The 14,988-nt window shown below is 60.8% G+C and carries 15 protein-coding genes; 8 read left to right on the top strand and 7 right to left on the bottom strand.

The window, feature by feature from the left end:
- From pcaQ to pcaG, 3 genes are all read left to right on the top strand, one after another.
- A complete protein-coding gene (gene pcaQ / locus ACWHRL_RS17640; protein ID WP_447894684.1) occupies positions 1-939 on the top strand; it encodes a pca operon transcription factor PcaQ in 939 nt (312 codons plus the stop codon).
- 127 nt (positions 940-1,066) lie between these two features.
- The gene (gene pcaH, locus ACWHRL_RS17635; protein WP_447894683.1) at positions 1,067-1,789 is read left to right on the top strand and encodes a protocatechuate 3,4-dioxygenase subunit beta; all 723 of its coding nucleotides are present in this window, start codon (positions 1,067-1,069) and stop codon (positions 1,787-1,789) included.
- A 16-nt stretch (positions 1,790-1,805) separates the two neighbouring features.
- On the top strand, positions 1,806-2,438 hold the full coding sequence (gene pcaG, locus ACWHRL_RS17630) for a protocatechuate 3,4-dioxygenase subunit alpha (RefSeq protein ID WP_447894682.1): 633 nt from the start codon (positions 1,806-1,808) through the stop codon (positions 2,436-2,438).
- 95 nt (positions 2,439-2,533) lie between these two features.
- On the opposite strand, the gene ACWHRL_RS17625 is transcribed toward pcaG, so the two are convergent.
- From ACWHRL_RS17625 to ACWHRL_RS17615, 3 genes are read right to left on the bottom strand one after another with little or no spacing between them, the layout of a single operon-like run.
- Complete coding sequence (locus ACWHRL_RS17625; RefSeq protein WP_447894681.1) at positions 2,534-3,559, bottom strand: TRAP transporter substrate-binding protein; 1,026 nt, start codon at positions 3,557-3,559, stop codon at positions 2,534-2,536.
- 43 nt (positions 3,560-3,602) lie between these two features.
- Positions 3,603-4,571 carry a PDR/VanB family oxidoreductase gene (locus tag ACWHRL_RS17620; RefSeq protein ID WP_447894680.1) on the bottom strand — a complete coding sequence of 323 codons (969 nt, stop codon included), beginning with the start codon at positions 4,569-4,571 and terminating at the stop codon, positions 3,603-3,605.
- Positions 4,568-5,632: an aromatic ring-hydroxylating dioxygenase subunit alpha gene (locus ACWHRL_RS17615; protein WP_447894679.1), complete on the bottom strand. Its 1,065-nt coding sequence runs from the start codon at positions 5,630-5,632 to the stop codon at positions 4,568-4,570. The genes ACWHRL_RS17620 and ACWHRL_RS17615 overlap by 4 nt, the downstream gene beginning before the upstream one ends.
- 148 nt (positions 5,633-5,780) lie before the next feature.
- Here ACWHRL_RS17615 and ACWHRL_RS17610 point away from each other — a divergent pair, with 148 nt between their 5' ends.
- From ACWHRL_RS17610 to ACWHRL_RS17595, 4 genes are all read left to right on the top strand, one after another.
- Positions 5,781-6,446 (top strand): GntR family transcriptional regulator, encoded by a 666-nt coding sequence (locus ACWHRL_RS17610; protein ID WP_447894678.1) that lies wholly within the window; start codon positions 5,781-5,783, stop codon positions 6,444-6,446.
- 170 nt (positions 6,447-6,616) lie between these two features.
- On the top strand, positions 6,617-7,648 hold the full coding sequence (locus tag ACWHRL_RS17605) for a TRAP transporter substrate-binding protein (protein WP_447530365.1): 1,032 nt from the start codon (positions 6,617-6,619) through the stop codon (positions 7,646-7,648).
- 3 nt (positions 7,649-7,651) lie between these two features.
- The gene (locus ACWHRL_RS17600) at positions 7,652-8,179 is read left to right on the top strand and encodes a TRAP transporter small permease (protein WP_447530364.1); all 528 of its coding nucleotides are present in this window, start codon (positions 7,652-7,654) and stop codon (positions 8,177-8,179) included.
- The gene (locus ACWHRL_RS17595) at positions 8,169-9,458 is read left to right on the top strand and encodes a TRAP transporter large permease (protein WP_447530363.1); all 1,290 of its coding nucleotides are present in this window, start codon (positions 8,169-8,171) and stop codon (positions 9,456-9,458) included. Before ACWHRL_RS17600 ends, ACWHRL_RS17595 begins: the two co-directional genes overlap by 11 nt.
- A gap of 4 nt (positions 9,459-9,462) precedes the next feature.
- On the opposite strand, the gene ACWHRL_RS17590 is transcribed toward ACWHRL_RS17595, so the two are convergent.
- Positions 9,463-10,176: a lipopolysaccharide kinase InaA family protein gene (locus tag ACWHRL_RS17590; RefSeq protein ID WP_447894677.1), complete on the bottom strand. Its 714-nt coding sequence runs from the start codon at positions 10,174-10,176 to the stop codon at positions 9,463-9,465.
- A gap of 75 nt (positions 10,177-10,251) precedes the next feature.
- Complete coding sequence (locus ACWHRL_RS17585; RefSeq protein ID WP_447894676.1) at positions 10,252-11,154, bottom strand: helix-turn-helix domain-containing protein; 903 nt, start codon at positions 11,152-11,154, stop codon at positions 10,252-10,254.
- A 153-nt stretch (positions 11,155-11,307) separates the two neighbouring features.
- Between ACWHRL_RS17585 and pobA the strand changes: the two genes are divergently transcribed.
- Positions 11,308-12,492 carry a 4-hydroxybenzoate 3-monooxygenase gene (gene pobA / locus ACWHRL_RS17580; protein ID WP_447894675.1) on the top strand — a complete coding sequence of 395 codons (1,185 nt, stop codon included), beginning with the start codon at positions 11,308-11,310 and terminating at the stop codon, positions 12,490-12,492.
- Between the two features lie 79 nt (positions 12,493-12,571).
- Here pobA and ACWHRL_RS17575 read toward each other — a convergent pair whose 3' ends face one another.
- Both ACWHRL_RS17575 and purU read right to left on the bottom strand, forming a co-directional pair.
- Entirely contained in the window at positions 12,572-13,954 is a 1,383-nt protein-coding gene (locus tag ACWHRL_RS17575; protein ID WP_447894674.1) for an L-serine ammonia-lyase, read from the bottom strand.
- Between the two features lie 153 nt (positions 13,955-14,107).
- Positions 14,108-14,974, bottom strand: a complete 867-nt coding sequence (purU, locus tag ACWHRL_RS17570; RefSeq protein WP_447894673.1) for a formyltetrahydrofolate deformylase — start codon at positions 14,972-14,974, stop codon at positions 14,108-14,110.
- Positions 14,975-14,988: the final 14 nt, after the last annotated feature.

Here is a 14,988-nt window from a genome sequence, read left to right as displayed (position 1 = left end):
ATGCTGAACGCTCGCATCAAACTGCGCCACCTGATGGCGTTTCTCGAAGTGGCCAAGCGGCGCAGCTTCGCCCGCGCCGCCGAGGCGCTGGCGATCAGCCAGCCGGGCATTTCCAAGGCGATACGCGAACTCGAGGAGATCCTCGAGACGCCGCTTTTCGAGCGCGCCTCTCAAGGGGTGTCGCTCACCCAGGCGGGGCTGACGCTGCTGCGCCACGCCGGCCCCGCCATGCGCGCGCTGGACGAAGGCGTGGGCGCCATTGGCGATGTCCACCGTGGTAAGCGCTGGTTGCGCGTGGGCGCGCTTTCCACCGTCGAGAGCCGGCTGCTGCCGGTAGCGATCCAGCGCTGGCACAGCGCGCCGCCGCCGGGCCAGGGCGATACCTGTGTCTCGGTGGTGAGCGGGGCCAGCGCCTATCTGCTGTCGCGGCTGCGTTTGGGCGAGCTGGACATGGTAGTGGGCCGCATGACCGAAGCGCGGGAGATCGGGGATCTCTACTTCGAGCACCTCTACTATGAGCCTTTGGTTATCGTTGCACGGCAGGCGCACCCTTTGGCGGCTCTCTCTTCGGTGGCCGCCGAGCAATTGATCGCCTATCCATGGGCGTTGCCGCCACCCCAGACCACGCTGCGCCAGCAGGTCGATAGCTTCTGTGTACGCCACGCCATCACCTTGCCGGCGCTGCTGCTGGAAACCCTCTCTCTGCCGGTCAGCCACCGCTACACCCTGGAGAGCGACGCGCTCTGGATCGCCCCGCGGGAAGCGGTAGTCGGGGAGCTCGAAAAAGGGGAGCTCGTCGAAATCGCGCTACCCTTCGAAGCTCAGGGGGGCTCGGTGGGGATCTGCACCAACGCGAGCATGGAAAAGTCGATGACTCGGGATGCGTTCTGCGAAACGTTGCGGCAGGTCGCGGCGCAGCGCATTCAACCAAGGTCTTAGTCGTCATAACCTATGGGTTATGGGCGGGCATGACTCTTCAATTGGCAAGGGTAGGGCAACGCGCCACACTCGCAACCTGGCCGCGCAAGCGCGGCCGGTGCTTACAACGTCATCAAGAGCTTCGCCCATGACCCATAATCATAACCGCTTCGTGACCCGTGACCGTAACTGGCACCCCCCTGCCTACGCCCCCGGCTACAAGACCTCGGTGGCGCGCTCGCCCCAGCAGGCGCTGATGAGCCTGCAGCAGCCCACCGCCTCGGAGCTTACCGGCCCGGACTTCAGCCATCTGCACATGGGCCGTTTCGATAACGACCTGCTGATGAATTTCACCCAGGGCGAAGGGCTGCCCCAGGGCGAACGGATCATCATGTATGGCCGCGTGGTCGACCAGTTCGGCAAGCCCGTGCCCCACACGCTGGTAGAAATGTGGCAGGCCAACGCCGGCGGGCGCTACCGGCACAAGAAAGATGCCTACCTGGCGCCGCTGGACCCCCATTTTGGCGGGGTGGGGCGCTGTCTGACCGACGACCAGGGCTTTTACCGTTTCCGCACCATCAAGCCCGGTCCCTACCCCTGGCCCAACGACGTGAACAGCTGGCGCCCGGCGCACATTCACGTCTCGGTGATGGGGCCGTCGATCTCGACGCGGCTGATTACCCAGATGTATTTCGAGGGCGACCCGCTGATTCCGCTTTGCCCCATCGTTCATACGTTGAACGACCCGGAAGCGGTCGAAACGATGATCGGGCGGCTGGACATGGCCCAGAGCCGGCCGATGGATTGCCTTGCGTACCGCTTCGATATCGTGGTGCGCGGCGAACTCCAAACCTATTTCGAAAACCAGTGAGGCGGGGGAGACCATCATGAAACAGCCTAACACCCAGCCGACCAGCGAGCTGATGCTGCGCGAAACCGCCTCGCAGACCGCCGGCCCTTATGTACACATCGGCCTGGCGCCCGCCGCCGCCGGCAATCCCGAGCGCGACGAAGAAATCTGGAACGAGATGGCCGGGCCGGATGCCAAGGGCGAGCATATCGAGATCGTCGGCACCGTCATCGATGGCAATGGTGACCCGGTGCGCGATGCCTTTCTTGAGGCGTGGCAGGCCGACGCCGACGGTCATTATCAAACGGATTACGATTTACGTAATTCATTCAACAGCTTCGGGCGCACCGCCACGATCGCCGAGCAACAGGGCGAGTGGTTGTTCAAGACCGTCAAGCCGGGCGCCGTCGTCCATCCTGGCGGCACGCCCATGGCCCCGCACATCAATCTGGCGATCTTCGCTCGGGGCATCAATATTCAGCTGCAGACGCGCCTTTACTTCGACGATGAGGCCGAGGCCAACCGCGCGTGCCCGGTGCTCTCGCGGGTCGAGTCGGACAGCCGCCGTCAGACGCTGATCGCTAAGCGCGAAGAGGCCGACGGCGTCACCCGCTACCGTTTCGATATCCGCCTTCAAGGCCCGGGTGAGACGGTCTTTTTCGATTTCTAGCCTTGTCGTATGGGTAAAAACCAGACCACGAAAAAGCGCCGCACTCCTGTGCGGCGCTTGCCGTTTATCCACGCGGGTCGAACGGGGTGTGATGGCTAGGCGTTGGTCGTCGCGCACGTCTGTTTAAAGCCCATGGCGGCATCGTAGACCTCTTTGGCGTTACCCCCTGCCTCGTCCAGGTAGCGATCGATGGTTTCGCGCAGTACGGGCCCCCAGTCCGGGTCGTTCAGCGCATCCTCGATGGCGATGAACTCGTGGCCTGCGTCGACGGCCTCCTGCCGGCCTTGTGCGATCAGGGTGTCGTAGACCTCGGCGGCACGCATCGACCACTCCATGCCGCTGTGATCGTCGATCACTTGCTGAAGCTCTTCGGAAAGATTGTCGTAGTTACGCTGGTTCATGACCGCGAACAGCGACAAATCGTAAAGCGGCACTTCGGTGTGGTAGTTGGCCAGTTCGTTGAGGCGGAAGGTTTTCATCCCTTCCCAGTTGAAGCTCAAGCCATCCACCACGCCGCGCTGCATGGCGGTAAACACATCCGGGGCGGGCATGCCGACGGCCTGGGCGCCCAAGCGCTCCATCATGTCACCCACGACCGGCGTGGGGCGTCGCAGTCTCAAGCCCGCCAGGTCTTCTGGCTTTTCAATCTGGCGCTCCTTGGTGTGCAGGTAGCCCGGGCCGGTGGTGAAGAAGAACAGCGGATGCGTGTCGGCGTACTCGTCGTCCAGGTGGCCCTGCTCATAAAGCGATTGCAGAATGCAGGCGCCTTCGCGCGCGCTCGAGGAGACGCCAGGCAGCTCGACGATTTGGGTCAGCGGAAAGCGCCCGGCGGTGTAGCCCTGAGCGGATGAGCCGATATCCGCAATCCCGCGCCCGGTGCTTTCGTAGGTTTGCGCGGATTTGGCCAGTGTCTGGCTGGGAAAGACCTCGACATTGAGCTCGTTGTTGGAAGCCTCGTTGATGCTCTCGGCCCAGGTTTGAAAAAGCGCGCGGTCGATCATCGAGCCGCCGGGCCAGACGTGGGCCAGGCGCAGTGTCGTTTGCGCCTGAGCGGCGGCCGGCAAAAGGGCGAGCGCGCCGATCAGCGCCGCTCGGGTCGCGGTTTGATGAGATTTTTTCATTGTCGTTATCCTTGTTTCTAACCAATCGATGGCGAGGTGCGGGTCAAAGATCCAACACTAGCACACTGCTTTTGGAACGCGAGCAGCAGGGCGTGAATTGGTCATTGGCGGCGTGCTCGTCATCTTCCAGGTACAGATCGCGGTGGTCCGGCTCGCCCTCCAGCACGCGGGTCAAGCAGGTGCCGCACACGCCTTGTTCGCAGGAGACCATGATCTCGATGCCGTTTTCGGCAAGCACCTGGTGTACCGTCTTGTCCGCGGGTACGGTAAAGCTTTGACCGCTGCTGGCAATGCGCACCTCGAAGCTTCCATCGTCGTCGCTCGATGTCTCGGCGCCGCTGAAATACTCGGTATGTACCCGGTCATCCGCCCAGCCATCGGCCTTGCAGGCGGTCAGGACGGCGTCGATGAACCCCTTGGGGCCGCAGACGTAAACATGGGTATCCGGATCCGGCTGACCGAGCAGCGTCTCGAGGTTCAGGTGTTGGTTTGGTTCGCCATCATCGAAGTGAAAGTGCACCCGCTCGGCGAACGCGGACTCTTTCAGGCGCTGGTAGAACGCGGTTCGTTCCTGCGATCGGGTGCAGTAGTGGAGCTCGAACTCGCCGTTGGTGTGCGCCAAGCGTTCGGCCATGCAGAGCAGCGGGGTAATGCCGATGCCTCCGGCCAGTAGCAGGGTGCGTTTGGCGGGTTCCAGGGGGAAGTGGTTCTTGGGTGCGCTGATCTGCACAAGATCGCCCACCTGCAGCTCGTCGTGCATGGCGTGGGAGCCGCCGCGGGAGGCCGGGTCGCGCAGCACGCCGATCAGGTAGCGCGCGCGGTCGTCCGAGTGGTTGCAAAGCGAATACTGGCGGATGAGTCCCTCTTTGACGCGCACATCGATATGCGCACCGGCGCTAAAGGCCGGGAGCTCCCGGCCGTGCGGATCAGCGAGTTCAAGCGTGACGATATCGAGCGCTTCCTCGTGGCGTGCCTTGACCTCCACGATCAGCGAAGGGGCTGTATGGCTCATTCGCTCGTCTCCGCCGCCGTTTCACGCTCCTCGGTGAGGATGCGGTCTATGATCCGGCGCGCCTGTACACCGCCGCCGTCGATGTTGAGCTTCAGCAGTTGGCGATCCGGATAGGCGAGCAGGTTGCGCTGCTGCGCCTCGAGCATCTCGAGATCCTCTTCGAAAATCTGGCCCTGGCCTTCGCGAATCTTGTCGGTCAGTTCCTGATCCTCGGGCTTGAAGTTGCGCGCCATGCCCCAGAAGTACCAGATCGAGGTGTCGGATTCCGGGGTGATGAAGTCCACCACCACGCTCGAGGCCTTCTTGTCTGCCGGTGCATCGGCGCCGCCGTTGCCCGCGTGGGCGACCCCGACTTCGATCAGCACGTGGCTTGGTGGGGTGAAGCGGCAAATTTGCCAGCGGTCTACGGGCACGTCGTCGGCCAGGCCGTTGCCGCGCAGCGCCGCCTGCCAGAACGGCGGCGCGGAGATGTTTTCCATTTGGCGGCTGGTGATGACCTCGTCGCCATTCGTTTTGGTGTCGGGAGCGGACTCCTCGATCTCGGGCTGGCCGATACTCGAGGCGTGCACGTAGGTCTCGTGGGTCAGGTCCATGAGGTTGTCGATCATCAGCCGATATTCGCAGCCGATGTGGTAAAGACCACCGCCGTAGGCCCACTCGGGATTATTCGCCCACTCGAGCACGGGAATGAGGTCGGCGTCTGCCTTGTCCGGGTCGCCGGGCCAGATCCAGATAAAGCCATAGCGCTCCTCGACCGGGTAGGACGTGACGCTGGGGAAGCCGCGCACGCGCTGGCCGGGCATGCTGTCACACTTGCCGCTACAGTCCATCTCCAGGCCGTGGTAGCCACACACCAGCTTGCCGTCGCGCACGAACCCCAGCGACAGCGGCGCGCCGCGGTGGGGGCAGAAGTCCTCCATGGCGGCCACGCGGCCTTCGTCACCGCGGAAGAACACGAGTTGCTTGTTGCAGATGGTCCGTCCTAGCGGTTTGCCGTCCAGTTCATCCGGCGTGCAGGCGACGTACCAGGTATTCAATGGGTAGGGAGCTTGTTGCGTCACGGTGATATCCTCTTTGAAGGTTTCTTTTTTATTGGATCCAAAGTAAAGGACATGAGTGATTTGGTGGTCAACCCATACTTTGGTTTAGCCTTCTTTCGGGGTGGGGCTAAAAGCGGTTGATAAAAACTGTTGATATAGGGACGCGTTGATGAGTAGCAACGATAAAAGCGTTGCCAGCCGGCTTCGTAAATTGATCGAGGAAGGGGACTACCCGCAAGGTGAGCGGCTGGGCGAAGAGGCCGTCGCCGAGCATCTGGGGGTCTCGAGAACGCCTGTGCGCCTGGCGTTCAGAAGCCTGGAGCAAGAAGGGCTACTCAAGCGGGCGGGTAAGCGCGGTTTTATGGTGCGCGAGTTTACCGAGGCCGACATTCACTGTGCCGTCGAGGTTCGCGGCGTTTTGGAAGGCTTGGCCGCGCGGCGCCTGGCCGAGCAGGGCGTATCGGAAGAGCAGCGCCGTGATTTGTTATTTTGGATCCAAAAAGGGCGCGAGGTGATCGAGAAGGGGTTTTTGAGTGAGGCCGATATCGAGTGTTGGATCGAACTCAATTACCGTTTTCATGAAAAGATCGTGAATTCAGCCGGTAGTGGTGTCATTGGCGATGCCATTGCGCGTAACAACCACCTGCCCTTCGCGGCCGCGGCCTCCATCGTGATCGACGACAGTGAATTGATCCGTGAATTTAGAAAGTTGCAATTGGCCCAGCTGCATCACGAGCTTATTTATCAGGCGCTTGAAAACGGCGAGGGGGCGCGTGTCGAAATGTTGATGCGCGAGCACGCTTTGATTGGTATTCGCTATGCAGAACGCTTCTGATTCACCGCTCGGCGTCGCTCACCAGACGCCTGTGCCCAAAGGATTTTACAAAAAAGTAGACCAAGGTCGATTAGCTCTGAGGGGATTAGTGGATTAAGGTTGTTTTCATAAAACGAACTAATATTCGTTATGCGAACAAGCGCGTTCTACTGACTGGACTGGAGCTTCTCATGAAAGCAATTTTCACTCGGTGTGCGATTGCCGCCACCATTGCGGGTCTCTCGATGGCCTCAGCCCAGGCGGCCACCACGCTACGTATGGCTCACTTCTGGCCGGGGGCATCCGGTGTCAATGAAGACGTTCTACAAGCCTGGGCCGATACCATTGCCGAAGAGTCCGACGGCGATCTGACGGTACAGATGTTCCCCTCGGGGACGCTTGCCAAGCCCGATTCCATCTACGAAGCGGCGGCCAATGGTATTACCGATATAGGGGCGACGGCGCAGGGGTACACGGCGGGCCGTTTCCCGCTTTCTCAAATCGTCGAGCTACCCGGCGTTGCCAACTCGGCAACCCAAGGCGCGTGCGTGCTGCAAACCCTTTATGACGATGGCCATCTGGATAGCGAGTATGAAGATACGCGCCCGCTTTTCATGTTCACCACCGGGCCTGGCGGTATCCATACCATCGATACCGATGTTCAAACCCCCGCTGACCTGGAAGGCCTGCGTATCCGGCGTCCCACGGCGGTGGCGGGCCAAATGTTGGAGAACATGGGCGCAAGCCCGGTCGGGATGCCAGCGCCGGATATCTATACCGCTATGCAACGCGGCGTCATCGATGGTTTGAGCTTTCCCTGGGAGGGCCTTGCGGGCTTTCGTATCAACGAGTTGGTGAGCTATCACACCGAAGTGCCGTTTTATACGCTGGTGTTCGTTGCCACCATGAATCAGGGCGCTTACGAGCGTTTGACGCCCGAACAGCAGGCGGTGATCGACGATAATTCGGGCATGAAGTGGGCCGAGAAGGCCGGGGAGGTCTTCGATCGCCTGGATGTAGAGGGCAAGCAGGAAGCCGTCGACGCGGGCCACACTATTCGCGAGATAGAAAATCCGCTCGAGCATCCCGATTGGCAAGGCCCGCTGGAAGCTGGTATCGAAACCTACCTGACCCGTCTGGAAGAACGCGGCTTGAGCCAGGCGCGCGATGTCTACGAGGCGGCCTTGAGCGCCAGCGCCGACTGCGCCGCTGACCAGGAGTAATGAATGCAGACTTCCCTGGAAAGGGCCAGCCATGGGCTGGCCCTGTTATGCCGTGTCATTGCCGGGATCGCCCTGGTGGCGCTGCTGATGGTCACGATTGCGGATGTCAGCACACGCTATCTTTACCGGTTGACGGACGGCGCGTTCGCGCTGCGTGTCAGCGGTAGTGTGGAGCTTGTGAGCTATCTCATGCTGTGCTCCTTGCTGGCCGCCATGGCCGCCAACGTCGAAAAAAGCCAGGTCGTGGTCGAGGCATTTTCACACCGTTTGCCCGCCTGGATGAAAAACCGGCTCCATGGCGTTTATCTGTTCGGCTTTGCCGCCTTGGGGCTGGTGCTGTTCACCGGGCTTTTGGATTCGGCGGCCGCGGCGTCGCGACACGGAGAGGTAACCCAGGATTTACGCCTGCCCATGGGGCCCATTTATTACGCCGCGGCCGCCATGAGCCTGATGCTGGGTATTCGCAGCGCCCTGCATGCTTTGCTGGGTGCGCTCTTTGGCGCTGAGGGAGACGTTGCCAATGGGGAGTGAAATGATCGGGGCCATTGGCCTTGGGCTACTACTGGTTCTTATGGTGCTGCGGGTGCCCGTCGCGTTGACCATGCTGGTGATCGGGGTGGGCGGCTTTGCGTGGATCATTAGCTGGGACGCCGCCATCGCGCAGTTGAAGACCGTGCCTATCGAAGTGCTTTCGAACTACAGCTTCAGTGCCGTGCCCATGTTCATCTTGATGGGCGTACTGGCCGCGCATTCGGGCATGGCGGGCAAGCTTTTCGATGCCACGCGCACGATCTGCGGGGGCTGGAAAGGGGGCCTGGCGATCGCCGCGGTGGGGTCGTGCGGGGTATTTTCGGCCATTTCCGGTTCGTCGCTTGCCACGGCGAGCACCATGACCCGGGTGGCCCTGCCGGAAATGGAACGCTATGGTTATAACCGGGGCCTGGCGACCGGCGCTCTTGCCGCTGGCGGCACCCTGGGGATCATGATTCCGCCCAGCATTGCCCTGCTGATCTACGCAATTTTAACCGAGCAGTCCGTTGGTGACATGTTCATGGCCGGGCTCATTCCCGGTCTGATGGGGCTTGTGATGTACGCCCTGACGGTGACGGTGGTGATGCGCCTGCGCCCCCAGCTGGCGGTAGCCGGCGAGCCGACCACCTGGCGGGCGAAGCTGGGCTCGATCTCCGGACTGCTGCCTTTCTTCGCCGTGTTTTTGGTGATGATTCTGGGGATTTATTTCGGTCTTTTTACTCCGACCGAAGGCGCAAGCGTGGGGGCCTTCGCCACGCTTCTGTACGCTTTCTATAAAGGGATGCGCCTGGTCGGTTTATGGCGAAGCCTGCAAGAGACGCTGGCGCTTTCGGCGGTCGTGTTCTTCATGCTGGTGGGTGCCGAGACGCTGGGTTATTTCATCTCGGTCTCGCGGATCTCTTTCTCGATCAGCGATTTTTTGATGGGCGTGGATCTGGCACCCATCGCGATCGTGCTCTGTATCCTGCTGCTCTATTTCGTACTGGGCATGTTCATGGATTCGATCGCCATGCTGGTGATCACGGTGCCCGTGGTGTATCCCATTATTCAGGCACTGGGTATCGATCCGGTTTGGTTCGGGATTATTACCGTGTTGACCGTGGAGCTTGGGTTGATCACCCCGCCGGTCGGGATGAATGTGTTCGTCATCAAGGCCATGGCCCCCCACGTAAGATTAGGGGAAATCTTCAAGGGCGTAGCGCCGTTTATCGTCTCGGACTTCATCCGCCTGGCGCTTTTGATCGCATTCCCCGTCTTGAGCACGTTTTTCCTGCTCTAGTCTCTCAAAGCGCGCCCTGGAAATAGGGCGCGAGCCGAGCGCTGAGCTCGGCTCGATACGCAGCGCCCTCGATGCGGTTATGCTCGAGCATGTGCTCGAGCAGTTTGGCCCGTTTGCTCGTCGAGGACGGCAGCGCCTTGATATGGGTATCGATCCAGATCAAATGGTGCTCGCTGTCGACCAGTAAATTATCGATGTGCAGGTCACGATGGTAATAGCCCGCCTGGGCAAGTTGAGCGACCTGCTGGCCGAGGGATTCGATAAACGCGTGGCGCCCCTGCTCATCCTGCGCTTCGAAATAGGCGCTGCCCGGTGTGCAATTATTCATGTACTCCATCGCATAGAGTGACCCCAGCGGGTTCAGAAAGTTGAGCGCTACGCCGTAACAGCGCACGTCCACCGTGCGCTGGCCCAGCTTTTTGAGGACCCGGCGGCTTTTGAACTCCTTGTGAGCATCGTAGGAACCCGCCAAGCGCTTGGAGAGGATATCGCGCCCCAGCCAGCGCCAGAAATTCTGCCGGGGGGAGTACTTGTCGCCCACCAGCTTGAACAGGGTGCTCGACTGCGGTTGGGCATAAAAGCGACTGCTGCTCTGCGCATCGAGCTGTGGCATGGGCTGCAGCTCGCCAAGGCTTAGCAAGCGGGCATGCTGGGTGTCGCGTACAAGGTACCAGGACGGTCTTTCGGGAAAGATGAAGCGCTGTAATTTTTTCTTCATTGAAATCTTGGATAATGACGTTAATCGGGGGAGCTACGTTCGCAGCGCCGACGGCCGGTTGATCGATCTACCCCGCTAGTGCGTTAACAGGTGCGTTTGCCGCTGGCGAAATTCGCGCGGGGCCTGCGCCGTATTGCGCTTGAAAAAGCGCGTAAAGTACGCCGGCTCGGAGAACCCCAGGCTATCGGCGATTTCGGCAACCGTCATGTTAGTGTAGGTAAGTTGCCGCTTGGCTTCCAATAACACGCGCTCGTGCAGGAGTTGCAGCGCGCTGAGCCCCGCTTGTTTGCGACACGTCAAATTGAGGTGGGCGCTGCTCATGCCTAGCTGGTCTGCCAGCATAGCGATGCTGGGTTGCTGGCGGTAGTGTGTTTCGACCAATGCCTGAAAACGCTCGAAGTGCTGACGCCCTTTCTCGCTTCGCTGGGAACGGCGGCTTTTGATGCTTGTCTTTTCAGGCAGTGTGAGGCGCTCCAGCTCGATCGCCAGCGCCTGCGCTAATATCTCCAGTAGCTGACGACGCCCCGGCGCCGGTCGATCGTACTCCTGACTGATTTGGCCGACCAGCGTGGCGATCTGCTGCTGGTTGCTGGCGCCTTCCAAACGATAAAACCCCGCCTTCGACAGTACTCTGCTCCCTTCCAGGGCGCGGGAAAGGTGCTCGGCCAACGGTTTGGCGAGGGTAATGATGTCGCCCTCCACGTCAGCAGAGAAACGAAAACCGTGAATCGTCATGGCCGGTACTACGATCGTGCCCATATCCTGGAAGTGGTGATGGGCGCCCTCCAGCTCCAGCGCTACGCTGCCCCGCTTGATCAACAGGATATGCACGAGATCGGCGTGCCGGTGTGGGCGAATACGCCAATCGTGCAAGCGGCTGCGCTCGGCAATGGATTCACAGTGCAGCAAGTCCGGCGTCGGCCAGTGCTCGGTTTCGCCGTATAGCTTGAAGACGGGGACGATCGGGCGCTGTGTCATCGGGCGGCAATCACCGTGTTCGACCAAGGTGGGTCATGGATACGTGAAAAGTCCAAGAGACTCTCGATATTCTGCCTTATTTTAGTGCCTTTATCGGTCAAAAATACAAGCCAGATGTTTCGCTTGATAATAATGACGATGAGGCCTCCCCCCATGAAGACACAGGTTGCGATTATCGGTGCCGGCCCTGCCGGGCTGCTGCTGGGACAATTACTGCATCGCCAGGGTATCGACAATGTGATCGTCGAGCGGCGCAGCGGCGAGTACGTGCTTGGCCGTATACGGGCGGGCGTACTCGAGCAGGGTATGGTGGATTTGCTGCGCGAAGCCGGCGTTGAGGAGCGCATGGACCAGGAGGGCATGCCTCACGACGGTTTCGAGCTGGCCTTCGATAACCGCCGCGTGCGCGTCGCGCTGGATGAGTTGACCGGCGGCAGTCAGGTGATGGTCTACGGGCAGACCGAAGTGACCCGCGATTTGATGCAGGCCCGCGAGGCGGCGGGTGCCACGACGCTTTATGAAGCCCAAAACGTCGAGCCTTTCGATCTGGAAAGCGACTCGCCCTATTTAACCTTCGAACACAACGGCGAAACCGTGCGGCTCGACTGCGACTATATCGCCGGGTGCGATGGCTATCACGGCGTTTCCCGCCAGGCCATTCCCGAAGACCGCCTGACCGAGTTCGAAAAGGTTTACCCGTTTGGCTGGCTCGGCATGTTATCGGATACGCCGCCGGTCTCCGATGAGCTGATCTACGCCCGCCACCCACGCGGTTTCAGCCTATGCAGTATGCGCTCCGCGACCCGCAGCCGTTACTACCTGCAGGTGCCGCTGGATGAAAAAGTCGAAGACTGGTCGGACGAGCGTTTTTGGGAGGAGCTCAAGCGCCGTTTGCCCGACGAGGTGGCCGAACAGCTTGTGACCGGCCCCTCGATCGAAAAGAGCATCGCGCCGCTGCGCAGCTACGTGGTCGAGCCCATGCAGTACGGCAAGCTGTTTCTGGTGGGCGACGCCGCGCATATCGTCCCACCCACCGGCGCCAAGGGGCTGAACCTGGCCGCCAGCGACGTGAATACGCTTTACCGGCTGATGGTGAAGGTCTATCACGATGGCCGCACGGATCTGATCGAGCGCTATTCGCAAACGTGCCTAAAGCGCATCTGGAAAGCCGAGCGTTTCTCCTGGTGGATGACCTCGATGCTGCATAACTTCTCTGATGAAGAGGATTTCAACAGCCGCATGCAGCTAGCGGAGCTCGATTACGTAACCAGCTCTCGAGCCGGTTTGACGACGATTGCCGAGAACTACGTGGGGTTACCTTACGAGCCGCTGGAGTAGCGACTTTTTCGAGTCTGCTTGATACAACAAAGCCCAGGCAAGGCCTGGGCTTTGTATCGGAACAAGCCCGTTTCCCGTGTCAACACTCGATCGCATTCACCGCCAGCCCCCCCTTGGAGGTCTCCTTGTACTTGTCGAGCATGTCGCGGCCGGTGTCGCGCATGGTGCGGATCACTTTATCCAGCGAGATGAAATGGCTGCCGTCGCCACGTAGGGCCATTTGCGCGGCGTTGATCGCCTTGACGGTGGCGATGGCGTTGCGCTCGATGCAGGGCACCTGAACGAGGCCGCCTACCGGGTCGCAGGTGAGCCCCAGGTTGTGCTCCAGGCCGATTTCCGCGGCGTGCTCGACCTGCTCCGGCGTGGCGCCCATCACCTCGGCCAGCCCCGCGGCAGCCATGGCGCAGGCGGAGCCGACCTCGCCCTGGCAGCCCACCTCGGCCCCAGAAATCGAGGCATTTTTCTTGCACAGAATACCGATGGCGCCGGCAGCGAGTAGAAAGTCCACAACGTTGCGCTCGCTTGAGCCCGCCTGAAACTTCATGTAGTAGTGCAGCACCGCCGGGATGATGCCCGCAGCACCATTGGTGGGGGCGGTCACCATGCGCCCGCCGGCGGCGTTCTCTTCGTTCACGGCCAGCGCAAAGATGTTGACCCACTCCATGGCGGAGAAGGTGGTCGCGATCAGGCAGGGGTCCTGTTCGGCGGCCGACAGGCGTTGATGTAGAAGTTTGGCGCGGCGTTTGACGTTGAGCCCCCCGGGCAGCACGCCTTCGTGGGTCAGCCCGTTGTCGACGCACTCGCACATCACCTGCCAAATGCGCCAAAGCTCGTCGCGCACCGCCTGCTCGGGCCGCCAGGTTTTTTCGTTGGCCATCATCAACTGGCTGACGCTCATGTTTTCGCGCTTGCAAAGCGCCAGCAGCTCTTCGGCGGAGTTGAAGTCGAAGGGGATCTCGGCGGTGTCCATGTCTTCGAGTTTGGCGTCGACCTGGCTTTGGTCGACCACGAAGCCGCCGCCCACCGAGTAGTAGGTGTTTTCGAGTAGCGTACTGCCGTCTTCGGCAAACGCGCAGAGCTTCATGGCGTTGGGGTGGTGGGGCAGGCTTTCCTCGTGAAACACCAAATCCCGATCCCACACGAAGGCCACGTCCTGCTGGCGATAAAATGACAGGCGCTGGGTCTCTTTGAGCGCGCTGATGGCTGGGCCGATGATCGCCGGGTCGATCGTGTCCGGGCGCTCGCCGAGTAGGCCCATGATGATGGCGTGGTCGGTGGCGTGGCCGATGCCCGTGGCCGAGAGCGAGCCGTAAAGATGTACTTCCAGACGGCTGACCTGGCCGAGCATCTGGCCCTCGTCCACGGCCTTGGCAAACTTGAAGGCCGCCATCATGGGGCCGACCGTGTGCGAGCTGGATGGACCGACGCCAATCTTGAAAAGATCGAAGACACTGATAGGCATGGGAGACCTCTGAATTGAGAGTATAAAGCCCGCTCACTGAGTATAGGACACGCGGCGCGCAGTGATGCCGCGCCGTCGCACGCGCTACTCGGCAAGCAGATTTCATTGTTGTTGTGCTGTGCCCATCACGTGGGCCGCAAAGGCCAGGCGGTACTAGTTACCGAACACCACGGTGCGGCCGTTGTGCAAGAACACGCGCCGCTCGAGGTGATAGCCAATAGCGCGGGCGAGCGTCAGGCATTCGATATCGCGCCCCTTGGCCACCAGGTCCTCCGGGTAGTGCGCGTGGTCCACCGGCTCGACGCCCTGGGCGATGATCGGGCCTTCGTCCAGGTCGTTATTGATGTAGTGGGCGGTGGCGCCGACGAGCTTCACCCCCTTGTCGTAGGCCTGGTGGTAGGGTTTGGCGCCCTTGAATCCCGGCAAAAGCGAATGGTGAATGTTGATCGCCCGTCCGTCGAGCAGCTCGCACATGCGTGGCGAAAGTACTTGCATGTAGCGTGCCAGAATCACCAGCTCCGCACCGGTTTCTTCGATGATATCGAGCACTTGGGCTTCCTGGTCGGCCTTGGTGTCCGGGGTGATGGGTAAGTAATGGTAAGGCAGGTCGTGCCAGTCGGCCAGCGCTTCTAAATCCGGATGATTGGAGATGATCGCCCGGATATCCAGCGGCAACTGCCCGGTGCGGTAACGGTAGAGCAGATCGTTCAGGCAGTGGTCCGCCTTGGAGACCAGAATGACCGTCCCGGTGCGCTTGGCCGGCGGCGTCAGCTCGAAGGCCATCTCGAACGCGTCAGCGCGGGACGTGAAATCCTCCAGGAACGCCTGCTCGTTGAACGGCTCGCGCTCCGGGCGAAACTCCGCGCGAATGAAGAAACGCTCGCCGAGCCGATCATCGAAGGAGCTCAGCTCGGTAATGTAGCAGTGTTGCTCCTTTAAGAAGCGGGTCACGACATCGACCGTCCCCAGAATACTGGGGCATTGGGCGGTGATAATCCAGGTATCCGTCATTCGGCTCATGGCGCGTCTCATTC

This window comes from Vreelandella sp. GE22, from assembly GCF_968212445.1.
The sequence above is the reverse complement of the archived record's forward strand: the minus strand, read 5'-3'. Positions and strand labels throughout refer to the sequence as shown.